This window comes from Streptosporangium sp. NPDC087985 (assembly GCF_044741965.1).
GTDB lineage: Bacteria > Actinomycetota > Actinomycetes > Streptosporangiales > Streptosporangiaceae > Streptosporangium.
Map to the genome: position 1 here is coordinate 1 of NZ_JBIUTQ010000017.1, position 25,616 is coordinate 25,616.

Genomic DNA, 25,616 nt, shown 5'->3' on the forward strand with positions numbered 1-25,616 from the left:
CAGGATGCTGCACGTGTTCCTCGTGCCGTCCCTAGGACGGCACCGCGCAGACGAATCCGCAACCTCAGTGATCTGAACCTCGAACAGACCCTAGATGAGGTGGAAAGGCGATGGACTCGTCGTAGGTTCGGCGCGCTTTGAGGCAGTGGCGGAGGCAGCCGATCAGACGGGTGGACCGGATCGTGGGCGCGGGCCGGGCGCGGTTCGAGCGGGAGTTCTGCCTGCACGTGCTGAACGGGTTGTCGGCGGACTCGGCGCGGTCGCTGTGGGAGCTGGCCACGGGCGAGGACGGGTTCCTGCTGGAGCTGAAGTCCGACCCCGGACGGCTGGGGCTGGAGACGCTACTGGAGGAGATCGTCAAGCTCCGGCGGGCGAAGGCGCTCGGCCTGCCGGCGGATCTGTTCGGCGGCTACTCCGACCGGCTGGTGGCCTCGTGGCGGGCGCGGGCGATGGCCTCGCATCCGTCGGACTTTGCGGCGAATCAGCCGCCGGTCCGCCTGACGTTGGTCGCGGCGCTGGCGTGGTCGCGGACGACGGAGATCACCGATGCGCTGGTCGATCTGTTCATCGGTCTGGTGTCGAAGATCAACACGCAGGCGGAGCGGAAGGTCGAGAAGGCGATCGAGGCCGAGGCCAAGAAGGTGCACCGCAAGACCGAAAAGCTGTTCTCGATCGCCGAGGCGTCGCTGGCGGCGCCGGAGGGCACGGTCCGGCAGGTCGTGTTCCCTGCGGTCCCGGGCGGGGAGACAACGCTGCAGGCGCTGGTCGCCGAGGCGAAAGCGGACGCCAAGGCCTACAAGGCCCGGGTCCGCACGGTGCTGACCAGCTCGTATTCGAACTACTACCGGCGGATGCTGCCCAAGCTGCTGGCCGCGATCGAGTTCAAGTGCAACAACACTGCCTACCGGCCCGTGATGGATGCCCTGGACCTTCTGCAGCGGTACGCCGACATCCCCAACACCACCCGCCACTACGACGGTTGCGAGAACGTCCCGATCAAGGGCGTGGTGCCCGACGGCTGGCTGGAAGCGGTCGTCGACGCCGACGGCATCATCGAGCAGGCCTCCTACGAGCTGTGCGTGATCGTGTCGTTGAAGGACGCGCTGCGCCGCCGCGAGATCTACGTCGCCGGCGCCCGCCGCTGGCGCAACCCCGAGGAGGACCTGCCGACCGACTTCGAGGACAACCGCGACGTCCACTACGAGAACCTGCGCCAACCACTGGACGCCAGCGTGTTCATCGAGACGACGAAGGAGGCGATGCGCGCGGCGATGGCGGCGTGCGGGGAGGCGGTCCGCAGGAACAAGTCCGGCGGCACGAAGGTGAAGACGCACCGCGGTGAGTCGCGCTGGCACATCCCCGATCTGGGCAAGCTGAAGGTGCCGGAGAACCTTCGGGCGCTGCACACCGAGGTCGCCGCCCGCTGGGGGATCATCGACCTGCTGGACTTCCTGAAGGAGTTGGACTTCGTCACCGACTTCACCGACGCGTTCACCACGGTCGCGACCAGGGAGGCGACTCCGCGGGAGGTGATCCGCAAACGGCTGCTGCTGGTGCTGTACGCGCTCGGCACGAACGTGGGGATCAAACGCGTCGCCGACGGCGGCCGTCACGGCGAGACCGAGGCCGCGCTGCGCGCCACGAGGCACCTGTTCGTCAACCGCGACAACCTCCGCGCGGCGATCGCGACGCTGGTGAACGCCACCTTGAAGATGCGGGACCCGCTGTGGTGGGGCAACGGCACCGCGTGCGCGTCGGACTCGAAGAAGTTCGGGTCGTGGTCGTCGAACCTGATGACGGAGTACCACGCCCGGTACGGCGGCCACGGCGTCATGATCTACTGGCACGTGGACCGGAAATCGGTGTGCGTCTACTCCCAGCTGTGATCCTGCAACGCCTCCGAGGTCGCCGCGATGATGGAGGGCGTGCTGCGGCACTGCACCGACGCGACCATCGACCGCCAGTACACCGACACCCACGGCCAGTCCCTGGTCGGGTTTGCGTTCTCCCACCTGCTGGGATTCAAGCTGCTGCCGCGAATGAGGAACATCGCCCGGCAGAAACTGGTGAAAGCCGACGCCGGCGACCAGGTCCCGTCCTGCCTGACCGGCATGGTCGCCGACAAGCCGATCGACTGGGAGATCATCGCCCAGCAGTACGACCAGATCGTCAAGTACGCCACTGCGCTCAGGTTGGGAACGGCCGAGGCCGAGCAGGTGCTGCGGCGCTTCACCCGCGGCGGCCCCAAGCACCCCACCTACAAGGCCATCGAGGAACTCGGCAAGGCGGTCAAGAGCATCTTCGTCGCCGAGTACATCTCCTCCCAGGAGCTGCGCCGGGAGATCCACGAGGGCCTGCAGGTCGTGGAGAACTGGAACTCCGCCAACACCGACCTGTTCTACGGCAGCGCCGGCACCATCCCCGGCAGCGACAAGGAGCACCAGGAGGTCTCCATGCTCAGCCTGCACCTGCTGCAGTCCGCACTGGTGTTCATCAACACCCTGCTCGTCCAGTCCGTCCTCACTGACCCCGCCTGGCAGCAGAAGATGACCGACGCCGACAAGCGGGGCCTGTCGCCGCTGTTCTGGTCCAACGCCAACCTCTACGGCACCATCGACATCGACATGGGCCGCCGCCTCGACCTCGGCCTCGCAGCCTGACCATCAGGGCCAGGCCAGTTCGGCCAGGCCGCCGTCGTCCTGTTCGCTCGATCATCGCGTCCGGGCGGGCGGGATGATTTGCTCGGCGTCTTGCTGTGCGTCGTCATCGCGCTGGTCGTCAAGCTTGCCTACGACCAGTTCGCGTAGTGGCCACGAGCGAACCTCATCAGGGCAGCGCCTACCGAGATCCGGTCCGCCTCGGGGCAGCCAGGATCAGACCGTCGGCCGTGACCGGGACCAGCCGGGCCGCCACGCCGGATTCGCCCTGCAACCGCACGGGCCCGTTTGGAGTCGTGATCACGTGGCCGGGAAAGGAGTTGGACGGGATGGTGCTCGGGCTTGTAGCTTGCAGTTGACCGTGACACCGCCCGAGGAGGTGAGACCCATGAACGCTGTATCGATGTGGGTGCTCCCCCTTCCCGTCACGATCGGGCGATTGACGTAGGTGTCGCCGGGAGCGCCTCGCCAACCAGGCACTCCCGAAAGGCAACACCTATGCACTCTCTGCAGGTCACCGCCGAGCCGCCGTCGAACGACAGGGTCGAGCGTGACTCCACGGTGGGCGACGTCCCCGGAGTTCCCTGGTCGCCGGCCTCCGGCGCCGATCGCGCGCCCCTCATCTTCGATGTGATCATTGCCGGGTGCGGGCCGACCGGTGCGATGCTGGCCGCCGAACTGCGGCTGCACAATGTGCGGGTACTCGTTCTGGAGAAGGAAACCGAGCCCGCGTCGTTCGTCCGCATAGTCAGTCTGCATATTCGCAGTCTCGAGCTGATGGCGATGCGCGGACTGCTGGATCGCATTCTCCAGCATGGAAGACAGCGTCCGGCCGGCGGTTTCTTCGCCGCCATCCCCAAACCCGCGCCCAAGGGCCTGGATTCCGCGTACGCCTATCTGCTGGGCATCCCACAGCCGGTCATCGTACATCTGCTCGAAGAACATGCGATCGAACTGGGTGCGCAGGTCCGGCGCGGTTGCGCGGTCGCCGGTTTCGAGCAGGACGACGAGGGTGTGACCGTCGAGCTGGCCGACGGGGAACAGCTGCGTTCGCGCTACCTCGTCGGCTGTGACGGCGGGCGCAGTACGGTGCGTAAACTGCTCGGTGTCGGCTTCCCCGGCGAGCCCTCACGGACCGAGACGCTGATGGGCGAGATGGAAGTGGGCGTGCCGCAGGAGGAGATCGCCGCCAAGGTGACCGAAATCCGCGAGACCCATCAGCGATTCTGGCTCCGGCCCTTCGGCGAAGGGGTCTATAGCGTCGTAGTCCCCGCCGCGGGAGTCAGCGACCGCGCGGAACCGCCCACCCTCGAGGATTTCAAACAACAGTTGCGCACCATCGCCGGAACCGATTTCGGCATGCACTCCCCGCGCTGGATGTCCCGCTTCGGGGATGCCACCCGGCTAGCCGAACGTTATCGGGTCGGGCGGGTGCTACTGGCCGGCGATGCGGCACACATCCATCCACCCACCGGCGGACAGGGCCTCAACCTGGGCGTTCAGGACGCATTCAACCTCGGCTGGAAACTGGCCGCACAGATCCGCGGCTGGGCCCCGGAAACACTGCTGGACACCTACCAGGCCGAACGTCATCCGGTCGCCGAGGACGTGCTGGACAACACCCGCGCCCAGATGGAACTGCTGTCCACCGAACCGGGCCCGCAGGCCGTGCGCAGGCTGCTCACCGAACTGATGGACTTCGACGAGGTGAACCGCTATCTGATCGAGAAGATCACCGCGATCGGCATCCGCTACGACTTCGGCGAAGGCCCCGACCTGCTCGGCCGCCGCCTGCACGACATCGACGTGAAACAGGGCCACCTCTACGGTCTGCTGCATCGCGGCTGCGGCCTGCTGCTGGACCGCACCGAACGCCTGACCGTCGGCGGCTGGTCAGACCGGGTCGATTACCTCGCGGATCCCACTGCGGAACTGGATGTCCCGTGCGTCCTGCTACGCCCCGACGGCCACGTCGCCTGGATCGGCGACGATCAGCAGGACCTGGACGACCACCTCTCCCGCTGGTTCGGCAAGCCCGCCAAGTGATTTCGCCTGAGCAACCGAAAAGGCCCGTGAGAAGGATCGGAACGGCCAGTAGCGACTGACCATCGGAAGACTGGAAGCAGCATCTGCCGTGGTGCTCTGGCGCCAGGGTCGGCCTGCGAGGAGGGTTAGCCTCCGAGTGACGACCGGAAGACGGCGGAAGAGCACCGCTGGGTGGATCGGCGCAGGCGTCCGCGCGTTTCATATAAGGGGGATGACCGAGATACGTCGGAAAGCGGCCATAGCGATCTTGGCTGACGGCGCGGACCCTTGAATGGGCGGAAGTCTCAGTCGATCGGGCTGGGCTGGTCGGGTAGCAGGCCGGTCAACGCGGTCCGCACGGCGGCCCGGCTCACTCCGTGGGCGCGGGCCAGGGCCGCGATTGAGGCGCCGTCTTCTTGGAAGGCCGTCCTCGCTTCTTCGCGCTGGTCGCCGTCCAGCGCGGGCGGTCGTCCTCGATAGCGCCCTTCGGCTTCGGCGGCGGCGATCCCTTCGGCGGTGAGTTCGTTCTGCAGGTCGCGCTGAAACTGCCCGACTGCTGTGATCACGTTGATGAGCAGTGCCGTGGTGGCGTCGTTGGCGGCGAGGTCGTGGAAGTTCGACAGGGGTCCGGACAGGACGCGCAGGGCGACGCCGCGGGCCTGGCACCAGTCGCGCACGTTGTGGATGTCGACCAGGTCGCGGCAGAGCCGGAACAGCTCCGACACCGTGAGGACGTCGCCGGGATGTGCGGCGGCGGCGACCTTGGCGAACGCGGGCCGCTCCAGCGCCGGGATCTTCGACGTGGTCGCCGGGTCCTCGAACAGCAGCACCCCGTCGGCGGGGTGGAACCCCTCCGCGACACCTTCGGTCCGGACCAGGAGGCCAGCCTCGGTGAGGATGTGCCGTTGCCGCAGCAGCGACTGGGTCGCGGTGGACGAGCGGGAGTAGACGATCCGCACCGGCACTCCTCGGGAAGGGTCGGAACCCCCTTCTATCTGTCGGGAAATCCTGTCGTCAATTCAACCCCGAGAACGACCATCCGGGTCGATGTTTTGTCATCTGGTGTCTGGTTTTCCGGGCCTCCGAGAGGCTCGTCGGATGCCTGTCGGGAAACCTTCTAATCCCGACAGGGCCAAGTTTGGCGCCTTGGAACGCCTGACGATCTTCGGTTCCTAATTCGTCGGCCGACCAAGCGGTCACTGACCCGCTACGACCACTGAACACCGGCAAGACCGCTTGGACGCAAGCATCTAGTCAGCACCCTGGCTCATACGGTGCGCTGGGCGCATACTGTGACCACTCCTCCCTGGTCAAAGGTGGTCTCCCGCCAGTCGTGCATGCCGTCGATAGAAGATCGTTCGGCTCACCCCGAACACGCGGCCCTGGTGGCCAGCGAGCGAGGCGCCGATCTGGCTATAGGTGGCCCTGTCCCACCCAATCCGGTACGCAGGTCGGCCCTTCAGAAGACGAGTCCACCCGCCGGGATTCTCCTGGCCGTCTGCCTGCACCCATGGCCGTCCGCCAGGGTCGTCATGGCCGCCAATCCGGGTTTCCCGATGACCGCTAACGCACGGCAACCCCGATCCAGACGATGGTGGCGGACGGTCGGCCTTCGACTCCGCGGGAACATTTGTCCAAGACTGATAGTCGACCGCCCGTGCACAGTCTCCGCATGAATGAGTACGACATCGAGCCGCGTGGTGAAGGCCGCGGTCGAAAGAGCCGCCGACTGGAGAGGGCGGGGTCTTCGTAGACGGGGGCGCCTGCGGCCAGTAGGGCGGTGAGGGCGTGCCGCTGGCGGGCGTCAGTCTGCATGTCTGTGGAGTGCCACAGGCAGACCCGGTCAGCCACGTCCGGCATCCGTGACGGGTGGGTGCGGGTGAAGGCCTGGGCGGTGGGCAGGGCGATGCCCGCGCTGGTAGGGGCGTAGTCACGCCGCTCCTGGGTGTCGGCCTGCCAGGCCAGCTCGACCGGGTCCTCGCCCCCTCATACGCCGACCCCGTATACGCCGCCCCTTATCCACCATCGGCTCGGCCACGGGCCGGGTCGTGACGAGATCGACGAGACCGGAGAACGATGACCACCACCAGCGACCTCGCTCGGGCGACCAAGCAATCGCATGCCGATTCCGCGGCGGGACAGAGCATGACCCGGCTGTTGCGTCCCCATCTGCGAAGCTTCGCGGCCGTGGTGATCTTGCAGGTCATCGGCGCGCTCACGGGTCTGGCCCCGTTGCTGGCGGTCGTCGAACTGGGCCGTGCCCTGCTGTCGCCCGGCCCGATCGATCACGCTCACGTCTGGACTGTGGTGATCGCGGGTGCGGCCGGCCTGTTCGTCCGGCTGCTGTTCACCGCCGCATCGTCGGGGATCGGGCATGTTCTCGACAGCCGGGTGCAACTGACGTTCCGCCGGCAGTTGGCCGCGTCGCTGGGACGCGTCCCGATCGGCTGGTTCTCCCGGCGCCGCACCGGTGAGCTGGCCAAGGTGGTGGGCGAGGACGTGAGTGCCGTGCATCCGTTCATCGCCCACGCCCCCGGCGAGCTCGTCGCCGCGTTCGTGGTGCCGCTGGTGTCGCTGATCTACTTGCTCACCGTCGACTGGCGGCTCACGCTGATCACGTTGATCCCGGTGGTGCTGGCGATAGCGCTGGTCCCGCTGCTGATGCTGCCGGCCAGGACACGCGAGCAGGAGGCCTACGACGCGGCCATGGGACGGATCGCCAGTTCCGTCGTCGAGTTCGTGCAAGGCATCTCGGTGGTCAAGGCATTCGGCGGAGGCGAGCGCGCCCACCGCACGTTCCTGACAGCCGCCGACGACTTCGTCAGCATCTTCTCCCGCTGGGTGCGCGGCATGTCCGTGATCGCCGCCGGGATGCAGCTGGCGCTGTCGCCGCCGTTCGTGCTGCTCATCGCGCTGACCGGCGGCACGGCGCTGATCACCTCCGGCGGCCTGGCCCCGGCGGACCTGCTGCCGTTCCTGCTGCTCGGCCTGGGGCTGACCGCTCCGGTGGCGGCGCTCGGCCACGGCTTCGACGACCTGCAGAGCGCTGGCCGCGCGGTCGGCCGGATCAAAGACGTGCTCGCGGTCCGGCCACTGCCCGAACCCGCCCACCCGCGTCCGCCGCGGGGACACCGGGTGGAACTGCGTGACGTCCGCTTCGCCTACGACGCCGACCACGAGGTGCTGCGCGGCATCGACCTGGTGCTGGAGCCAGGGACGGTCACCGCGGTCGTCGGACCGTCGGGAAGCGGCAAGTCCACGCTGGTCCAGCTGCTGCCGCGGTTCTTCGACCCCACCCACGGCTCGGTCCTCCTCGGCGGCGTCGATCTGCGCGAGATCGGCAGCCGGGAGCTGCATCGGCAGGTGTCCTTCGTCTTCCAGGACGTCCGTCTGCTGCGCGTCTCGGTCGCCGACAACATCGCGCTGGCGGTGCCGCGGGCCAGCCGCGACGACGTGGTCCGCGTCGCCCGGCTGGCCGCCATCCACGACCGCATCCTCCAGCTGCCGCACGGATACGACACGGTGCTCGGTGAAGAGGCCAAGCTGTCCGGAGGCGAGGCGCAGCGGATCTCGATCGCCCGCGCGCTGCTTGCCGACGCTCCCGTGCTGGTGCTGGACGAAGCGACCTCCTTCGCCGACCCGCAGACCGAACAGGCGGTCCGCCGGGCTCTGGCGACGCTGAGCGGCGACCGCACGATCGTCGTCATCGCCCACCGGCTGGAGACGGTCGCCGACGCTGACACTGTCGTGGTGCTGGAGGACGGAGCGATCGTCGAACGCGGCAGGCCCGCCGACCTGCTGACACGAGGCGGAAGGTTCGCCGCGTTCTGGCGATCCCACCAATCCGACGAGATCAAAACCCACGGTGGCGTACTGCGAGGAGACGAGCCCCGATGATCCGAATGCTGCTGCGTGTGCTCGGAGATGAGTACGCCTGGGCGATGCGCCGCACCGTGATCCTGATGACGATCACCGCAGTGGTCGAAGGTTTGTCCTACGCGCTGCTGGTCCCGGTGCTGCGGGCGCTGCTCGGCAGCACACCCGCGGATGCCGTGCCCTGGCTGGTCGCGTTCGGGGCCGCGGTCGCCCTCTACGCCGTGCTGCGCTACATCAGCGACTTGTCCGGCATGCGGGTCGGGACCACCATGTTGCGCGGCATGTATCACCGGCTCGGCGAGCACCTGGCCCGCCTCCCCCTCGGCTGGTACAACGCCGGTCGCATCGGCGAGGTGTCCGCCCTGGCCGGCCGCGGCCTCCTGCAAGCCATGGGCGTGGCCGCGCATCTGCTGGCACCGTTCATCTCCGCCCTGGTCACGCCCCTGACCATCGTGGCCGTGATGACCGCCTTCAACTGGCGGATGGGGCTGGCCGCGCTGCTGGCCGCACCCGTCGTGGCGGCGATCCAGGCCTGGACGGCACGCGCGACGGCCGCCGCCGACGTTGAGCGTCACGAACGCGACCAGGAGGCCGGCGCGCGTGTGATCGAGTTCCTCCAGGCCCAGCCAGTGCTGCGGACCGGCGGACGGACCGGCGAACGCTTCCAGCTGCTCGACGACTCACTGCTGGATGCCCAGCGCGCCTCCCGCCGTACCGTGCTGGCGACGCTGCCCAGCGCCGTGGGGCTGACGCTCACCGTGCAGGCGATCTTCACCGGGCTACTGGTCCTGGGCGCCTACCTCGCGCTCGGCGGGAACATCGGCGCGGCGGAGATCCTTGCGATCCTGGTGCTGGCCGCCCGCTGCGCCGACCCGCTGCTGTCGCTGTCGGACATCGGCGGCAAACTCCGCGGCGCGCGTTCGGAGCTGGCCAGACTCGAGACGGTGCTGCGCACCGAGCCGCTGCGGGAACCCCGCGAGCCGATCCAGCCGGCGCACCACGGCCTGGAGTTCGACGCCGTCGCCTTCCGGCACGGAGCGCTCACGGTGTTCGACGAGGTGTCGCTCACCGTCCCTGAAGGACAGCGGCTCGCGGTCGTCGGACCGTCCGGCGCGGGCAAGAGCACTCTGCTGCAGCTGCTGGCGCGCTTCTACGACGTGGACGCCGGCGCGGTGCGCGTGGGAGGCGTGGACGTGCGCGCGATCAGCACCGAGGCGCTGATGGCGCGGATCGCCATCGTCTTCCAGGATGTCTATCTCTTCGACGGCACGATCGAGGAAAACGTGCGCCTGGGCCGTCCCGGCGCAGGCGTGGCCGAGGTGCGGGCGGCGGCGACCGCGGCGCGGTTGGACGAAGTGATCGACCGACTGCCCGGAGGATGGGCGGCGAAGGTCGGCGAGGGCGGCGCACTGCTGTCAGGTGGTGAGCGCCAGCGTGTCTCGATCGCGCGGGCGCTGCTGAAGAACGCGCCCATCGTGCTGCTGGACGAGGTGACCTCGGCGCTGGACCCGGTCGACGAGGCGGCCATCCACGAAGGCATCGAGCGCCTGATGGCGGGGCGGACGGTGGTGATGGTGGCGCATAGGATGCGGACCGTCCGGCGCGCCGACCGCATCGTCTTTCTGGACGGCGGCCGGATCGTGGAGGAAGGCAGCCACGACGAACTGCTCGACCATGGCGGCCGCTACGCCGGCTTCTGGAACATCTCCATGGCTCCCGCCGCGCGGGAATGAGCCCGCCGGGCCCGTGTTCCGGCCTTGGGACCTCGGTACGGCCGTTATGGTGATGGCCGCCGGTCTTCGACTGCGCGGGAACATATGTCCAAGACTGGCGGCCGGCCGCGCGTGCATAGTCTCCGCATGAGTGAATACGACATTGAACGTTCGCATGGGATGCACGTGGTCCATGACGGCCCGCGGCAGGCGCCACCGTTGTTGCTCATCCACGGGTCGGGGGCCTCGGGCGGTTTCTGGGGTCCGGTGGTCCCGGCGCTGGCCGGTCACCATCACGTCATCCGGGTCGACCTCCCGGGTTGCGGCCAGTCCCCGCCCGCGCCGTCGTATGACGTGCCCGCGCAGGCGGGTCAGGTGGCGGCGCTGCTGGACGACCTCGGGCTTCGTCACGTCGCCGTGGCCGGGCACTCCAGCGGCGGCTACGTCGCCACCGCGCTGGCCGAGCAACGTCCCGACCTCGTGGGTTCGCTTACGTTGATCAGTAGTGGCCCGAGTCCGGATGCGCTCCTCCGGCAGCCGTTCATCCTTCGGGTGCTGCTGGCCCCGCCGCTGGGCCCGCTCATGTGGCCGAGGCGTTCGGATGCGATGATCCGCAAGGGGATCAGCGCGACGGCCGTTCGCCCCGTGGACCTCCCGGACGACGTGGTCGCCGATGTACGGGGCATCACCTACCGCGTGATGAGGACGGTGCTGCGCCAGAACACCGCCTACATCGCCGAACGGAGCGTGCCCGAGCGGCTCGCCGCCCTCGGGGTCCCCGTGCAGGTGATCTTCGGTGCTGCCGATCCCCGTTGGGAGCCTTCGTCGGCGCGCCGATACGATGCGGTGCCGGGCGCGCGGGTCGAGCTGCTACCCGGTGTCGGGCACCTACCCATGCTGGAAGCGCCCGAGACGATCGGCAAACTGCTGCTGGACTTCACGGCGGCGGGGCCGACGACGACCCGTGATCCCTGATGCCTAGACTGGCCATGTGTTGCCTGCCGGAATGCCATCTGACCAGGCGTGGGTGGACATCGCAGTCCCACGCCCGTCGGTTCGGCTGCCGGGGGTCAGCATGGCCGGGTTCTGCCATCGTGCCCCGGCCTCGGTGGACATCTCCATGATCGCCTGCCCGTCCGTCACCCTGTTCGTCGATCTGGGCGAGGGAGAAGGTGTCGTCTACGAAGCCCCTGGCCGGCACGAGCGCGGCAGCGTCGTCGCCGGGCTACTCCCCGGCGATCTCCGGGCAACTGGCCGGGGAGCCGGACAGTTGCTCCAGATCCGGCTGGATCCGGTCGCGGCGGCTGCGTTGCTGGGCGGCGCATCGGCCGAGCTCAGCGGGACGGTGGCAGCCCTTGAGGACGTCTGGGGCCGCGACGCCGGGCAGGCCGAGGACAGGCTGCGCACCGCCACGTCGTGGGACGAACGCTTCACGATAGCGGTGGACATCCTGGGCCGGCGGCTGGGCGACCACCCGCCGGTCGACCCCCAGGTCGCCCACGCCTGGCGGCGGACGCTGTCCAGCCGGGGCCGGGTGCGGGTCGACGGCCTGGCGGACGAGGTCGGCTGGAGTCGCAAGCGCCTGTGGTCCCGCTTCCGGTCCCAGCTCGGCATCACCCCCAAACGCGCCGCCCGGCTGGTGCGCTTCGACCACGCCGCCCACCTTCTCGCGGCGGGTCACGCCGCCGCCCGCGTAGCCGCCGAGAACGGCTACGTCGACCAGTCCCACCTTCACCGCGAGGTCGCGACGTTCGCCGGGCTCACGCCCACGGCTCTGGCGGTCGCGCCGTGGCTCGCGGTCGACGATGTCGCATGGCCGGCTTCATCGCCCGCCGGCGCAGCACGCCTTCCTGCGATGAGCCACACGCGCAAAGCTCCCGCCTCGGAATGACCCTCCCACACCGGCCATCATCAACCCCATGCCCACCAACCAGAACTCCCGTCTCTTCCGCTCGATCTCCGCGGTTCACCCTGACAGCAGCGTCGCTTCGTGGTCCTTGATCGCTGCTGTGACCAGGCTGCGTGCGGCCCCAGATGATGGCCCCCTGTTCGGCCTGGGGGTCCAGGCCGCGGACGTCACGCAGGGCGATCTGCGCCTCCCAGCCGACCGCGACGGTCAGGGCCGAGATCAGGCGCTGAAACGACTCCTCGCTCAGGGTGCCGCGGAGCGGTTCGCAGGGCTCGCTCCAGCCATTCCACCCGGCGGGGGCTGCGTCGCTGGCCGGTCGGCTCTACACCGTCACGACCCTTTCAAGATCATCCCAATGTGGGTTTTGGGCTTATGTGGGCTGTTACCTGACAGGCCAATCCGGCTACGACAAACGCCCCCACAGGGCCCTGCCCCTCCTCAAACGAGCGATCCGAGCCCTGGCGCAAGACACCGCCTGCGGACCAACTCCATATGGGTCGCCGACTCCCACCCCCGTCGAGTGGATCCGACCCCGCCCTCCGCCCGGCCGTCTCCGACCCGAACACGATCAAGTATAAACCCCACCCAGCCACATTCACCGCTCCCAAACGATCACGAACCGCAATTGCGATCGATCACTCCGCTACCTGGCGGCTGGGGACACGTTCGGGAGTGGAAGGCCGAGTCGGTGGCTGGCCAGCTACTTGCCTAACATGCCTTACTCGGCATCAATCCACTGACCAGCAAGAACGCTCAAAGACCCGAGATAACGATCGTGCCGCTCGGCCGCTGTGGTCGAGCGGCACTCAACGGCGTGGTCCTGGCCGAAGAACTCGGCCACGGTGAGCTGAGCGGTTTCCTCAGTCACCTCGATCGGCAGTCGGTCGGGGACGACGAGCCAGCGGTCGCGGGCAGGCAACCACAGAGCAGGCGATACGGGGATGGTGGTCAAGGTGCGGGCGTTCCATCCATGTCGTGGGGGGCGGGCGCCGTCTCGGACGCCCGGCACCAGCCTATGCCCGGCCGGTAGGGTCGCCTTCGACACCGCGTTCCCATCGGAGGCGTGGGACCTTCCTCGTGACGCCTATGGCGGAGACCGCATCGGAGTGGTGGAGCTCGAATGTCAGCCCGGTCGGCGTGGGAGACTCCCCGGATGCGGCGTCGAAGGAGCTGAAGGCCATGCTGTGCTGACCTACATCAGGGCGCGCACGTTCCATCCCTCATCGGCTAGGCGCTCCAGCAGCTCCGCCTGCTGGACTTCGTTCTCGCAGGTCACGACGACTCCCCACACGGTGGCGCGTTCGGACTCCTCGGCGTCTCCGGGCTCCGGCAGCTCCTCGGCGTTCCCGCCGGCGGGCTCGTTGAGGATGTCGCCGGCGAGCGCCGCGTCGAGTCCGGCAAGGTCGTGCAGTGTCCACCCGGTGCCTTGCAGGTCGGGCAGCGCGGTCAGCAGCTCCGCCTGCTCTCCGGCCGCACCAGCGGGCCGGTCTTCCTCACCGACCGGCGGCCCGGCCCGGCCCGCACTCCGGCGGCCGTCGACTTGTGCCCGCTCACCGGACGCGCCCGCCTGTCCTATGAGCGTGCCGAGTACCTGTTCAAGCAGGCCACCAAGAACATCGATCCGACCGGTGCCGGCTACACCCTCCATCAGCTGCGCCACTCCCGGCTGACTCACCTGGGCGAGGATGGCTGGTCATCCTCCATGCTCATGGCTCTGTCCGGCCACCGGAACCTGCGCTCCCTTTGTAGTCCTGCAGGGGGCCGACGGACACTCCGGCCAACGCTTAGTGCCTGTCTTCGAACCTGATCCCTCGCGAGTGGCGGTGGTGCGAGCTCGTATCAAGCGGGTGGCTCGCCGGGATCGGCAGTGCGCCAGCTGGCGATGCGGCAGTAGTCGGCCGAGCGCCTCAAACGACCTTGAGAAGTGGAACCCCGGGCCGGGGGTTCGGTCGTGCGGAGAGCCCGCTTGGTCACGGCTCATAAGGACGAGTTCGTCAGGTGTCCTGAGGACGGAACCTGTCGATGCCAGCCGCGACCGGGCACGAGGTACTCAGCGACGGCACGGCGGCACCAGGCGGTCTTCGGGGGCGTCATCCGCAGGCCGGGATCGAGCGGCCCGCCGGACGACAGCGACGCGACATGACGAAGGGCCCGCTGCTCAGTCGTACTCATCGTGACCCCTCGAAAGAGTGCAACAGGAAGGCCAGCACATCAGCGAGCAGGGCATGTTCCTGCTCTCGGGTCGAGCCGGCGCCGTGACCGCCGTGCTCCTCGACACGCAGCAGCACCGGCCGGCCGGAGGCCGTGGCCGCCTGTAGGCGGGCGGCCAGCTTCGCCGGCTGCCACGGCGGCACCCGCGCGTCGCGCCGTCCGGTGGTCAGCAGCACCGCCGGGTACGGCACGCCGTCCTCAACCCGCAGGTAGGCATCGGCGATCAGCAGGCCGCGCAGGCCGTCCGAGGTGGCGACGCTGCCGAACTCCGGCACGTTGATCGGCCCGTTCTCGCTGAACTCGGTCCGTGTGGCGTTGACCGTCGGCACCTGCATCGCCATGGCAGCCCACAGCTCCGGCCGGCGCACCAGCGCGCCGCCGGTGGGGATGCCGCCGGCGCTGGCGCCCTCGCCCGCCAGCCGTCCCGGCCGGGTGTAGCCCAGGGCGATGAGGTGCTCGGCGCAGTCGATGAAGTCCGTGATGGTGGCCTCCTTGCGCGGGCCGCGCCCGGCCTCGTGCCACTCCCGGCCGTAGGCGCCGCCACCGCGCAGGTGCGCCACGGCGTAGACGCCGCCGCGCTCGTACCAGGCGAGCATCTCGGGACGGAACTCCGGCAGGTCGGCGATGCCATGGGAGCCGTAGCCGGTGAGCAGGGCCGGGTTGTCGCCGTCCAGCTCCAGGTCCTTGTGGTGGATGACGGTGAGCGGGATCTGTGTTCCGTCCCTCGCGGGCACGTGCAGGGTGCGGGCGTGCACGTCGCCGAAGTCGACCAGTGAGCGGGGCGCCGGCCCGGTGTCCTCGAGGGTTTCGCCGTCGTAGCGGTAGAGCCGCGGCGCGTCTGTCCAACCGGCCGCCAGCAGCAGGGCTTCGGGCCGTTCCGGGTGGGTGGTCCACTCCAGGATGGCGCCCTCCACCGGCAGCGGGAGGTCGGCGGGCTCGCCGCCGGACAGGGGCGCGTGCCGTACCCGATGGACGCCACCGTCGAGATCGCGCACCAGCAGCCGGTCGCCGACGACCCGCACCGCCTCCACCACGCGCTCACCCGCGGGCACGACCACCCGGGCTCGGGACAGATCCGGTACGGCAAGCGGAACGGCCAGCACGTGGGAGCGGGGTGCGTCCCGATGGGAGACCAGGTAGAGGGTGTCGTGGCTGGTGGCGAAGGCGGTCACGCCGTCCGCCACGCCCGCTACCTTCCGCCACGGGCAGGTGGCCGGATCGGCGAGCGCGGCTCGTGGCGCCACGTACAGCGAGCAGTCGCTCAACTGCTCGCTGGTCCAGGGGCCGAGTGCGCCGTGGGAGACGACCGCCAGCATCCACTCGCCGTGCGGCGGCACCACCAGGAAGGGCCGATCCTGCGGGGTCAGCTCGACGTGGGGGTTGAGCCCGCGCGCCAGCACCACCTGGTCCTGCGCCGGGTCGGTGCCCAGCCGGTGCAGGAAGGAACGGCTGTCCAGGCGGCGCTCCTCCGGCGGGGCGCCCGCCGGGGGAGCCACGTAGCGGTGGAAGACGAACGACCGGCCGTCCTCCAGCCAGCTCAGGAAGGCGAAGCGCGTCGTGGGTGGGATCGTCTCCCGGATGGCGCCGGAGCCGGAGTCGATGACCTGGATCGTGCTCTCCTCCGACCCGGACGGGAAGACGGCGCAGGCGATGTGGCGGCCGTCGGGGGAGGGCACGTACCAGTCGATGGCGTGGTGCGCCTCGCCGGGCACGGTGTCCGGGTCGAACAGGACCCTGCTCGCTCCCTCGGGCTCACGCACCATCAGCACGGGTACGCGGGCGTCCGGTTCGCGCGCCAGGTAGAAGATGCTGTCGCCCGCCGGCGTGAAGTCCGAGTACTGCGGGAGCGCGCCGCCCAGCTCGCGGATCCGGGTCAGCAGCTCCTCCCGGCGCGGCAGGGTGTCCAGCTGCTCGCGGGCATGGCTGGCCTGGCCGTCGAGCCAGTGGTGGAACTCCTCGCCGTCCGCCTCCATCCACCGGTAGGCATCGTCGAGCGTGATGCCGTGGTGGACGTCGCGCACCACGTCCACTCGGGCGATCGGGGGGCCGGTGATGTCGCTCATCTGCATGATCATAGGCGACGCTCGCGAAGCCGGGTGAGCTGGTGACGGTGACCGAGATCGCCCGCCGTGCCGTCGCGCTCGGCTATGCGAGGTCGATGACGCGGCAGCGGGTCATGCAGCTGGCCACATCCGACCCGGCCTGGCCTGTGCCGCAGGTCGAGTGGCAGCGAGTGGGCCGCTACTGGCTGATCCCCTGGGACGACCGCCTGAAGAGCTATCTCGCGGCGCGCAATTGCAACCCCGGCCCGAAGGGCTGGTCATCCGCCTACTTCAGGTTCGAAGACAGGCACTTGGATGCCCTGCTACCTGGGTCAACTCCGCTCGGGTGTACTTGGTGACAGCTTCCTTAACGACAGGCCTGGACGCCCTCCTTTCGCTGCCCGAGATCGGCGGCCCGGTCGGGTACGAGGGGATGACCGCCATCGGAATACGGCTGGCGGTGGTCGAGCCGCGCATCTCGGCCGCCGTTTTCTTCGGCGGGGGTTTCGTGCCCGACACCCTGTTCGAGGCGGCCCGGCAGGTCACTATTCCGCTGCAGTTCCTGCTGCAGTGGGACGACGAAGGGGTGGAACGGCAGCCGACCCTGGACCTGTTCGACGCCTTCGGCACCAGGGAGAAGACGCTGCACGCCAATCTGGGCGGGCACGCCGGTGTCCCGTGGTTCGAGGTGGACGACGCGGCCCGGTTCTTCGCCCGGCACCTGAAGTGAGGCCGGGCCGTCAGGCCAGCAGCAGACGGTAGGCGGTGTCGGCCAGGATGCCGCTCATCGAGGACAGGTCCCGCAAAGAGCTCTCCTCCACCCCGTGACCAGCCCGGCCGTCGCAGGGGCTCAGGGCGCGAACAGGACGCGGGATTCCAGATCGAGGTGCGTGGTCGGTGCGGCGGCCGGCGGGGTGAGGTTGAGGGTCCAGTTGCCGAACCGGCGGATCACGTGGGTGATGTAGGGCGAGATGGTGGCCAGGTCATCGGGGTCGACAGGACGGCCCTGCGCGGCGATGGCGTTGGCTGCGTCGGTGATGTCGCAGGCGGTGGAGTAGATGACGCAGTTGGCGAGCAGCTCGTTGAACTTGATGATCTTCTCGTGGTAGTCCGGGTCGTTGTGGCCGATGAGCTTGCCGCCGAACATCAGCCAGTCGGCGAACCCATGGAAGGCCTCGTTGCGGTTGGTGACCTGGGTGATCTGCTCACGCAGGTCCGGATCCGACAGGTAACGCAGCAGCGTGATGGTGCGCACCGCGCGGCCGATCTTCTCGCTGGTGGCGTGCTGGTTCGCGCCGCATGTGCGCGGCGACCTGGGCCGGGCCGAGCAGAGTGCCGTAGGTGAACACCGTCAGCACGTACCGGCCAAGCGCTTCCTTGATCTTCGGGTCGGAGCCCGATGCGGGCCCGAAGTGGTGGTGCCAGCCCAGCTGGTAGGCCGTCCGGGTGAGGATGTCGAGCAGGTCCCGCTGCGGCAGCCAGTCGTGCACGGTCTCCTCCAACTGGAGCGCTTCCTTGCTCCGCTCGGCGCCTTTGCGGCGGCGCAGGACGGGACGGCCGCCCTCCAGAACGAGATCGGTGTTGCCCGGGTAGCCGGCGTCCACCGCGGCGGCGGTCTCGGCCAGGAGCTTCTTGTAGTGACCGGTCAGCTCGGCCGACTCCGTCGGGAGGCCGGCCTCGGCGCAGAACTCCCGCACCAGCGGCGCGCACTCCTCCCAGGGCATGAGCTGGTCCTGCAGATTGGCATAGGAGTCCAGCCCGGCCACCGCGATGTCCCCTGACCGCAGCTCCGCGGCGAGGTAGGAGAACACGCACACCTCCAGGTGACGGCGCACCAGCATCCCCGGCCGGGCCGGATCCTTGAGGATCTTCCGCCACATCGCCGAGGCGAACGCGTCCACATCGACCGACAGGGCGATCGTCGCCGGGGCGCCGTCTGGGCCGTCCCGCTCCACCGTGATCCGGTCAGGGACGGATACGGCGCGGGCGTTCCGCTGGGCTTGCAGGTACTCCACCGCGTCCAGGACGCTGCGATCGGCGTTGGTCGACTCCAGGCCAATCGACTCCACCAAGGTGAACAGCGCGGAGCGATGCGAGCGGTAGTGCTGGTCCAGCAGCGGAAGGTAGTTGTTGCCGTGATGCGCTGACACCGCCTCATGCGCGGCCGCCAATGCCTCCAGCCCACCCGCCTGCTCCAGCGCTTTGAGCACCAGACGCCCGGCACGCTCAGCCACCGCCTCCGTGGCCCGGCCGTCTCCCGAAGCATCCATGGCCGGGCCACCCACCGGCTGCTCAGCGGGTGTGACGGCTTCCCTGACGCCGTTCAGGACGTCGCCGAACACGCCAAGGAGCCGCTCGGATTCGGCCCGATGGATCTCTCGCAGCGCCTCCAGCTGGTCGCGGGCCTTCTTGTGGATCGCCGCGATCCGCTTGCAGAACATCGTCACCACGTCGTCCCGCACCCCGGTCCGCACCGTGTGCAGCAAGCTGACGATCAGTGTGAGCCGCTTGTCCTCATCCAGCACCTTGCGCAGGTCCGCGACGTCGGTCACCCGCGCCTCACCCGCGAAATGTGCGATCTTCCCCGGCGGGACCCCCTCCAGCCAGACCTCGGTCGGGCCGAGCGCGTCCAAGTCCCGCAGGAACGCCAGACGGCCCTTGAACTTGCCCAGCGACGCGGCCTGCGCCACGTCCTTCAACCCGTCGTACTCGCGCCGGGTGACCGGATCGACCACCAGCAACCGGCCCAGCCGCGCCCTGGCGGCAGCGTCGACCCGGCTGGACACCAGCGAGAAGAACCCGCGGTTCACCTCCGTGCGGATCTTCTTCGTCAGCTCGTCCAGCGTCGTGTAGCCGGGCAGCTCGCACCGCGCGCGGACCAGCTCATCCAACGCCACGTTGATCAAGTCAGCCGGGTTGTCCTTCGCCTGCGCCGCCTTGCGGATCGCCTCGGCCGCCACTGTCCGCACCCCGGCCGCATTGTAGGTGACGCCCATCCGAGTACGCACGTAGTTCCGGTGCCGCGTGGCCGACCGCTCCGCGGCCTCGGCCAGCACTACGCCCTCCGGCAGGCCGACCACACCGCAGATGTGCTCGGCAACCACCGCCGGCACCTCGGCCAACTTCGGGAAGTACCCCAACCGCTGATAGGCCTTCAACCACACCAGCAAGGCCAACAGAGTCTGATCATCGTGCGTCTTGCCGCGGGCCCACTCCACCTCGCCAGCCGACGGAGTGAACACCTCCACCAGCTCCCACACCGACACCGCACGCGTGAACCTCGGGTACGCCATCCGGTCGATTGATGCCACACGACCCCCCGAAAACCGCCACCAACCAGCGCGAATCCCAGGATTCTAACGACTGATGATCAAGTGCGTGGCCTGTTTCTGCCGTATTCCGGTGGCACCCGGGGGTTGAGGAACATCCATGTCAGATCGTGCGCTAAGCCCTCGCGGCCTCGATTGACCCTTTGACCTGGGCTGATCGTACGGCGCAGCCTTCGCGGGTCGATGTTGTCGATCTTCGGAGGACCTGGTGGTGGTCGAGTTCCTGTCGGATCAACAGGCAGCCCAGTACGCGGCGTTCAACGGAGCGCCGTCGCGTGCGGAGCTGGAGCGGTACTTCTTCCTGGATGACTCGGATCTGGAGAAAGTGCAGGCCAAGCGGCGTCCGCACAACCGGCTCGGCTTCTCGGTCCAGCTGACGAGCGTGCGCTACTTGGGCCGGTTCATGCCGGACCCGCGGCACGTGCCGGCGGAGGTGGCCGAGTACCTGGCCGAGCAGTTGGGCATTGCTGATCCGTCGTGCCTCAAGGAGTACGGCGAGCGGGACGGGACGGCCCGTACGCACGCCGGGGAAATCCAGGAGGCCGGGGGCTGGCGTGACTTCGCCGAGGTGCGGGGCGAGCTGAGTGAGTGGCTGGACGCGCGGGCCTGGACGACTGGCGACGGGCCGAAGTCACTGTTCGACGCGGCGGCTGGGTGGCTGCGTGAGCGCCGGGTGCTGCTGCCCGGGGCCAGCCGCCTGGCCCGGTTGGTGGGCACTGTCCGGGAGGCAGCGAACAACCGGCTGTGGGACACCCTGTACGGCTTGCTGAGCGTCGGTCAGCGGGCGGTGCTGGACTCGCTGTTGTCCGTTCCGCCGGGCGCCCGGGTGTCGGAGCTGGACCGACTGCGCCGAGGACCGGTGCGGATCTCCGGGCCCCAGATGAAGTGGGCGCTGGAGCGGGCGCAGGAGATCGCCGCCTTCGAGATGGGCGAGGTGGACGTGTCCGCGATACCGCCGCGACGGCTGGCGGAGCTGTCCCGGTACGGCATCGATGGCAAGGCATCTCTGCTCAAGCGGCACGGTGACTCCCGGCGCCTGGCCACGCTGCTGGCGACCGCGGTCTACCTGACGTCTCGGGCGGTCGATGATGCCCTGGACCTGCTGGAGGTGCTGATCGCGACGAAGCTGCTGGCGAGGGCGGAGCGGGAGACGGCGAAGGAGAAGCTGAGGACCCTGCCGCGAGTAGAGAGGGCGTCGGCGAAACTGGCCGCCGCGTTCCAGATCGTGTTCGACACCACCAGCGAGCAGATCGACACCGACACCGGAGAGATCAGCCCGCCCGAGGTGGAGACGCTGGAGGCGATGTGGGAGCGGATCGAGCAGGTAGTGCCCCGGCACGAGCTGGCGTCGGCGATCGCTGCGCTGTTCGAGCTGACTCCGCCGCTCGACTCGGACGCGGACGAGGCATGGCGGGCCCAGCTGGTCACCCGGTTCGGCACCGTGCGGCCATTCCTGAAGCTCTTGGTGACGGTGGTCGACTTCGGCGCCACGCCAGACGGCCTGCCGGTCCTGAAGGCGTTGAAGTCGCTGCCGGACCTGATGGGACGCAAGAAGGTCGGCCCCGCCGAGATCGACACCAGCCTGCTCACCGGGTCATGGCGGCGCCTGGTGCTCTCCGCGCCGCACCTGGAGCCGGGCACGGTCAACTGGAAGGCGTACACATTCTGCGTGCTAGAGCAGCTGCACCGGATGCTGCGCCGGCGGGAGGTGTTCGCGAAGAACTCCTCCAAGTGGGGCGACCCGCGGGCGAAGCTGCTCGACGGCGACGCATGGGTGCAGGCGAAGCCGTCCGTGCTCGCCTCGCTCAACCTGCCCGCCGAGGCGGGTGAGCACCTGGCGGCGAGGGCCGCACTGCTGGACGGCACCTACCGCGAGGTCGCCGCGCGAGTGCCGGCGAACTCCCAGATTGTGTTCGACGACGACGGCCGCCTGCACTTCGCCGCCCTGGAACCGGAGCCCGAACCCGCCTCCCTGCGCCAACTGCGCGAGGCAGTGGAGGCGATGCTGCCCCGTGTCGACCTGCCGGAAGCGCTGCTGGAGGTTTTCTCGTGGACCAGTGCCGACCAGGCATTCACCTCGGTCACCGGCGGCGAGGCCCGGCTGAAGGACCTGCACGTGACGATCACCGCGCTCTTGGTCGCGCATAGCTGCAACGTCGGCTACACCCCGGTCATCGGAGCCGCGGACGCGCTGAAGTACGGGCGGCTGTCCCATGTCGACCAGACGTATCTGCGGCTGGCGACGTACCGGGCCGCGAACGCCACGCTGATCGACTACCAGGCAGCCATCCCGCTCACGCAGGCGTGGGGCGGCGGCCTGGTCGCCTCCGTGGACGGCATGCGGTTCGTCGTCCCCGTGCCGTCGGTGTACGCGCGGCCGAACCCGAAGTACTTCGGGCGCCGGGGCGGGGCGACCTGGCTGAACATGATCAACGACCAGGCCGCGGGGCTGGGCGGAAAGGTGGTGGCCGGCACCCCGCGCGACTCGCTGTACGTGCTGGACGTCCTCTACGACCGCGACGGCGGCAAGCGCCCCGAGATGATCGTCACCGACACCGCGAGCTACAGCGACATTGTCTTCGGGTTGCTCACCTTGGCGGGGTTCGCGTACGCGCCGCAGCTCGCTGACCTGCCGGATCAGAAGATGTGGCGCATCGACCGCGCAGCCGACTACGGCGCCTTCCAGGACGCGGCCCGCGGCCGGGTCGACCTCGCCAGGATCGAACGCCACTGGGAGGACATCCTTCGGATCATCGGTTCCATCCACACCGGCGCCGTGCGCGCGTACGACGTGATCCGGATGCTGTCCCGCGACGGCCGCCCCACCCCGCTCGGCGACGCGATCGCCCACTACGGGCGTATCGCCAAGACCCTGCACATTCTGCGCCTGGCCGACGAGCCCGGCTACCGGCGGCAGATCAAGAGCCAGGCCAACCTCCAGGAGGGCCGTCACTCCCTCGCCCGGAAGATCTTCCACGGCCGATCCGGGCAGCTCTACCAGCGCTACCAGGACGGCATGGAGGACCAGATCGGCGCCCTGGGCCTGGTCCTAAACGCCCTTGTGTTGTTCAACACGCGATACATGGACGCCGCGGTGAACGAGCTGCGGGCGGACGGCTTCGACGTCCGTGACGAGGACGTGGCCCGCCTCTCGCCGTTCGTGCGGCACCACATCAACATGCTCGGCCGGTACTCCTTCCAGCTTCCCGACCTGCCGGGCGGCCTGCGTCCGCTTCGCGATCCGGACGCCACCGACGAGGAATGACCCAGGGTCCCTGGCCCGCACCGACGGATGGGAGGACCCTGGAGATATGGCCAGGAGGTACGTCCGGCGGTGCGGCCAGTGCGGCATGGAGCTGCTCAAAGGCAGCGGGCGGTCGCGCCGGTACTGCGACTCGGCCTGCCGTACAAGGGCCTGACGGGTGACGCGGGCCCACTGGGCGGCGATCGACGCCAGCAGTGAGGCGATGCGGACTTCCTCGGATGACGACTCGACAGCGTGAGCGTTGCTGTTTAGGATCACGGGCACGGCATCGCGTGTCGGTCACCGGCTGGGTGAGGCATGGAGGTGCCCGTGAGATTGCCTTGCGGAGGCATTCCACACATGTCAGTTGAGTTGAATCACAGCATCATCCATGCCCGGGACAACCGGGAGTCGGCCGAGTTTCTGGCGCACATCCTGGGGCTTGAGGTCGGGACCGAGTGGGGCCCCTTCATTCCCGTGGCCACCGGCAACGGGGTCACCCTGGACTTCGCCGCCATCCCGCCGGCGGAGTCGATCGTCATGCAGCACTACGCGTTCCTCGTCTCCGACGAGGAGTTCGACGCTGCCTTCGCGCGAATCCAGCAGGCCGGGATCACGTACTACGCCGATCCGCATCTGAAGCAGCCTGGAGAGATCAACCACCACCACGGTGGGCGCGGCCTGTACTTCATGGATCCGGCCGGGCACGGCATGGAGATCATCACACGGCCCTATGGCAGCCACCAGGAGCAGCCGACGGCATCCTGAGGCAGTGGCAGGCCAGGGCACTCCCTGGCCTGCACTCCGTGGCGGGGTTCAACTGCCGTGCGAGCGCCTCTTCCAGGTCACCGACCCCAACGGGCGTGATCGTCCAGTTCGTCGAGTGAGTCACTCCGTCCGCCCCCGAGAACGCCTGAGGTCCCGCCGCGTCAGGCCACATCCGAGCCATGCCCCGGCAACGCCCGGCCCCCGACCGCGTGCGACATCAGTATCCCGCAACCCCCGCAAAGGACCCCGGCCTTGTCACCTGACCCGACCACCGTTCACCCGCTGCCCGCCCACGACCGCGTGGTGTTCCTCAACCCGCTGGTCACCTCACCGAACATCGCCGTGGGCGAGTACACCTACTATGACGACCCGGACGGCGCCACGGACTTCGAGCACCGCAACGTCCTCTACGCCTACGGGCCGGAGCGTCTCATCATCGGCAAGTACTGCGCGATCGCCTCGGGGACCACATTCCTGATGGCCGGTGCCGAGCATCCGGCGATGGGGGTGTCCACGTACCCGTTCACCATGTTCGGCGGCCGGTGGGCCGAGCAGACTCTGGACATCGTCACCGCCATGCCCAGCCGCGGCGACACGGTCGTCGGCAACGACGTCTGGTTCGGCTACCGGGCAACCGTCATGCCCGGCGTACGGATCGGCGACGGCGCCATCATCGCGGCTGGCGCCATGGTCACCGCCGACGTGCCGCCCTACACGATCGTCGGCGGCAACCCGGCCAGACCGATCCGGCAACGGTTCGACGACGCCGGCATCGAGCGGCTGCAGCGCGCCGCGTGGTGGGACTGGCCCGCCGACCTCGTCACCGAACACGCCCGCACCATCATGGCCGGAACCCCGGCCGACATCGAACGCATCGCCACCGAGCACGGATTGGGGAAGCCCCTTTGAGTCATTCGCCCCAGGTATCCATCGAAGAGCACGCGGTGGCCGACAGTACGGCCGGACCCTACGCCCTCACCACGGGACCGGACGGCGCGCTGTGGTTCACCCTCGTCCACAGTGGCCGGATCGGTCGGCTCGTCCCCGGCGAGAAGCCGACGAGCCACCGGCTCGACCCCGACTGCGGGCCGACCGTCATCACCCCCGGCCCCGACGGCGCCCTGTGGTTCACCCAGTACCGGGCGGACCGGATCGGGCGGATCACCACCGACGGTGTCATCGACGAATTCGGCATTCCCACCCCCGGCTGCGGGCCGTTCGGCATCGCGGCGGGACCCGACGGTGCGCTGTGGTTCACCGAGACCGCCGCCGACCGCATCGGCCGTATCACCGTCACCGGCCACATCACCGAGTTCCCGCTGCCCGTCACCGGCGCGTTTCCCTCAGCGATCACCGCCGGTGACGACGGCGGTATGTGGTTCGCCCTCAACCAGGCCAACGCCATCGGGCGGATCGACATGGACGGTGCGGTCACCCTCCATCCCCTGCCGACGGAGGCGGCAGCGCCGGTCGGGATCGCCGCAGGCCGCGACGGAGCGCTGTGGTTCGTCGAGATCGCCGCCGGGCAGATCGGACGGATCACTCCCGACGGGCAGATCACCGAGTTCCCGTTGCCCGACCGCACCGCCCGACCGCACGCCGTCACCGTCGACGGCGACGGCACCGCATGGTTCACCGAATGGGGTGGCAACCGCGTCGGCACGATCACCCCCGACGGTTCCCTCGCCGTCCACGACCTGCCCACCCCTCACTCCGAACCACACGGCATCACCCCCGGCCCCGACGGAGCCCTGTGGACCGCACTGGAGATCGGCGCACTCGCCCGCATCGCCCCAGCGGACAGCACCACCTGACCAGGCTGCCCACTCACTCCCTGGCTTTG

The 25,616-nt window shown here is 69.0% G+C and carries 18 protein-coding genes and 1 pseudogene; 13 read left to right on the forward strand and 6 right to left on the reverse strand.

Features of this window, described 5'->3' with window-relative positions:
- Positions 1 to 914: 914 nt before the first annotated feature.
- Positions 915 to 2,660 (forward strand): annotated as a pseudogene (locus ACIN94_RS25265) (Tn3 family transposase).
- Between the two features lie 618 nt (positions 2,661 to 3,278).
- On the forward strand, positions 3,279 to 4,703 hold the full coding sequence (gene rox, locus ACIN94_RS25270) for a rifampin monooxygenase (RefSeq protein ID WP_400710994.1): 1,425 nt from the start codon (positions 3,279 to 3,281) through the stop codon (positions 4,701 to 4,703).
- Between the two features lie 284 nt (positions 4,704 to 4,987).
- Here the strand turns inward: rox and ACIN94_RS25275 are convergent, their stop codons facing one another.
- Positions 4,988 to 5,641 (reverse strand): recombinase family protein, encoded by a 654-nt coding sequence (locus ACIN94_RS25275; RefSeq protein ID WP_400710618.1) that lies wholly within the window; start codon positions 5,639 to 5,641, stop codon positions 4,988 to 4,990.
- Positions 5,642 to 6,758: 1,117 nt separating this feature from the next.
- Here ACIN94_RS25275 and ACIN94_RS25280 point away from each other — a divergent pair.
- From ACIN94_RS25280 to ACIN94_RS25295, 4 genes are all read left to right on the forward strand, one after another.
- Positions 6,759 to 8,579, forward strand: a complete 1,821-nt coding sequence (locus ACIN94_RS25280; protein ID WP_400710621.1) for an ABC transporter ATP-binding protein — start codon at positions 6,759 to 6,761, stop codon at positions 8,577 to 8,579.
- Positions 8,576 to 10,291 carry an ABC transporter ATP-binding protein gene (locus ACIN94_RS25285; RefSeq protein WP_400710624.1) on the forward strand — a complete coding sequence of 572 codons (1,716 nt, stop codon included), beginning with the start codon at positions 8,576 to 8,578 and terminating at the stop codon, positions 10,289 to 10,291. The genes ACIN94_RS25280 and ACIN94_RS25285 overlap by 4 nt, the downstream gene beginning before the upstream one ends.
- Positions 10,292 to 10,417: 126 nt before the next feature.
- Positions 10,418 to 11,245, forward strand: a complete 828-nt coding sequence (locus ACIN94_RS25290; RefSeq protein WP_400710627.1) for an alpha/beta fold hydrolase — start codon at positions 10,418 to 10,420, stop codon at positions 11,243 to 11,245.
- Positions 11,246 to 11,276: 31 nt separating this feature from the next.
- Positions 11,277 to 12,161 (forward strand): helix-turn-helix domain-containing protein, encoded by an 885-nt coding sequence (locus ACIN94_RS25295; protein ID WP_400710630.1) that lies wholly within the window; start codon positions 11,277 to 11,279, stop codon positions 12,159 to 12,161.
- Between the two features lie 736 nt (positions 12,162 to 12,897).
- On the opposite strand, the gene ACIN94_RS25300 is transcribed toward ACIN94_RS25295, so the two are convergent.
- The gene (locus ACIN94_RS25300; protein ID WP_400710633.1) at positions 12,898 to 13,131 is read right to left on the reverse strand and encodes a hypothetical protein; all 234 of its coding nucleotides are present in this window, start codon (positions 13,129 to 13,131) and stop codon (positions 12,898 to 12,900) included.
- A gap of 240 nt (positions 13,132 to 13,371) precedes the next feature.
- On the reverse strand, positions 13,372 to 13,854 hold the full coding sequence (locus tag ACIN94_RS25305) for a hypothetical protein (RefSeq protein WP_400711018.1): 483 nt from the start codon (positions 13,852 to 13,854) through the stop codon (positions 13,372 to 13,374).
- On the opposite strand from ACIN94_RS25305, the gene ACIN94_RS25310 reads away from it, so the two are divergent.
- Positions 13,795 to 13,986 (forward strand): hypothetical protein, encoded by a 192-nt coding sequence (locus ACIN94_RS25310; protein ID WP_400710997.1) that lies wholly within the window; start codon positions 13,795 to 13,797, stop codon positions 13,984 to 13,986. The two genes, ACIN94_RS25305 and ACIN94_RS25310, sit on opposite strands and share 60 nt — an antisense overlap.
- Positions 13,987 to 14,347: 361 nt before the next feature.
- Here ACIN94_RS25310 and ACIN94_RS25315 read toward each other — a convergent pair whose 3' ends face one another.
- Positions 14,348 to 16,453, reverse strand: a complete 2,106-nt coding sequence (locus ACIN94_RS25315) for a prolyl oligopeptidase family serine peptidase (RefSeq protein WP_400710636.1) — start codon at positions 16,451 to 16,453, stop codon at positions 14,348 to 14,350.
- A 41-nt stretch (positions 16,454 to 16,494) separates the two neighbouring features.
- On the opposite strand from ACIN94_RS25315, the gene ACIN94_RS25320 reads away from it, so the two are divergent.
- Both ACIN94_RS25320 and ACIN94_RS25325 read left to right on the forward strand, forming a co-directional pair.
- Positions 16,495 to 16,791 (forward strand): hypothetical protein, encoded by a 297-nt coding sequence (locus ACIN94_RS25320; protein ID WP_400710639.1) that lies wholly within the window; start codon positions 16,495 to 16,497, stop codon positions 16,789 to 16,791.
- The gene (locus tag ACIN94_RS25325; protein WP_400710642.1) at positions 16,788 to 17,162 is read left to right on the forward strand and encodes a hypothetical protein; all 375 of its coding nucleotides are present in this window, start codon (positions 16,788 to 16,790) and stop codon (positions 17,160 to 17,162) included. The genes ACIN94_RS25320 and ACIN94_RS25325 overlap by 4 nt, the downstream gene beginning before the upstream one ends.
- A 120-nt stretch (positions 17,163 to 17,282) precedes the next feature.
- On the opposite strand, the gene ACIN94_RS25330 is transcribed toward ACIN94_RS25325, so the two are convergent.
- Both ACIN94_RS25330 and ACIN94_RS25335 read right to left on the reverse strand, forming a co-directional pair.
- Positions 17,283 to 17,687, reverse strand: a complete 405-nt coding sequence (locus ACIN94_RS25330) for a Tn3 family transposase (protein ID WP_400710645.1) — start codon at positions 17,685 to 17,687, stop codon at positions 17,283 to 17,285.
- Positions 17,638 to 19,743 (reverse strand): DUF4158 domain-containing protein, encoded by a 2,106-nt coding sequence (locus ACIN94_RS25335; RefSeq protein ID WP_400710648.1) that lies wholly within the window; start codon positions 19,741 to 19,743, stop codon positions 17,638 to 17,640. Before ACIN94_RS25335 ends, ACIN94_RS25330 begins: the two co-directional genes overlap by 50 nt.
- Positions 19,744 to 19,969: 226 nt before the next feature.
- On the opposite strand from ACIN94_RS25335, the gene ACIN94_RS25340 reads away from it, so the two are divergent.
- From ACIN94_RS25340 to ACIN94_RS25355, 4 genes are all read left to right on the forward strand, one after another.
- Complete coding sequence (locus ACIN94_RS25340) at positions 19,970 to 23,026, forward strand: Tn3 family transposase (protein ID WP_400710651.1); 3,057 nt, start codon at positions 19,970 to 19,972, stop codon at positions 23,024 to 23,026.
- Between the two features lie 339 nt (positions 23,027 to 23,365).
- Positions 23,366 to 23,773 carry a VOC family protein gene (locus tag ACIN94_RS25345; protein ID WP_400710654.1) on the forward strand — a complete coding sequence of 136 codons (408 nt, stop codon included), beginning with the start codon at positions 23,366 to 23,368 and terminating at the stop codon, positions 23,771 to 23,773.
- 252 nt (positions 23,774 to 24,025) lie between these two features.
- A complete protein-coding gene (locus ACIN94_RS25350) occupies positions 24,026 to 24,682 on the forward strand; it encodes a CatB-related O-acetyltransferase (RefSeq protein WP_202282908.1) in 657 nt (218 codons plus the stop codon).
- Positions 24,679 to 25,587, forward strand: a complete 909-nt coding sequence (locus tag ACIN94_RS25355; protein ID WP_400710657.1) for a virginiamycin B lyase — start codon at positions 24,679 to 24,681, stop codon at positions 25,585 to 25,587. The genes ACIN94_RS25350 and ACIN94_RS25355 overlap by 4 nt, the downstream gene beginning before the upstream one ends.
- The last annotated feature ends 29 nt before the right edge of the window (positions 25,588 to 25,616 follow it).

Coding starts and splice junctions, on each gene's coding strand:
- ACIN94_RS25280 (WP_400710621.1), top strand. CDS start 6,759: ATGACCACCACCAGCGACCTCGCTCGGGCGACCAAGCAATCGCATGCC.
- ACIN94_RS25285 (WP_400710624.1), top strand. CDS start 8,576: ATGATCCGAATGCTGCTGCGTGTGCTCGGAGATGAGTACGCCTGGGCG.
- ACIN94_RS25290 (WP_400710627.1), top strand. CDS start 10,418: ATGAGTGAATACGACATTGAACGTTCGCATGGGATGCACGTGGTCCAT.
- ACIN94_RS25295 (WP_400710630.1), top strand. CDS start 11,277: ATGCCATCTGACCAGGCGTGGGTGGACATCGCAGTCCCACGCCCGTCG.
- ACIN94_RS25315 (WP_400710636.1), bottom strand. CDS start 16,453: ATGAGCGACATCACCGGCCCCCCGATCGCCCGAGTGGACGTGGTGCGC.
- ACIN94_RS25345 (WP_400710654.1), top strand. CDS start 23,366: ATGTCAGTTGAGTTGAATCACAGCATCATCCATGCCCGGGACAACCGG.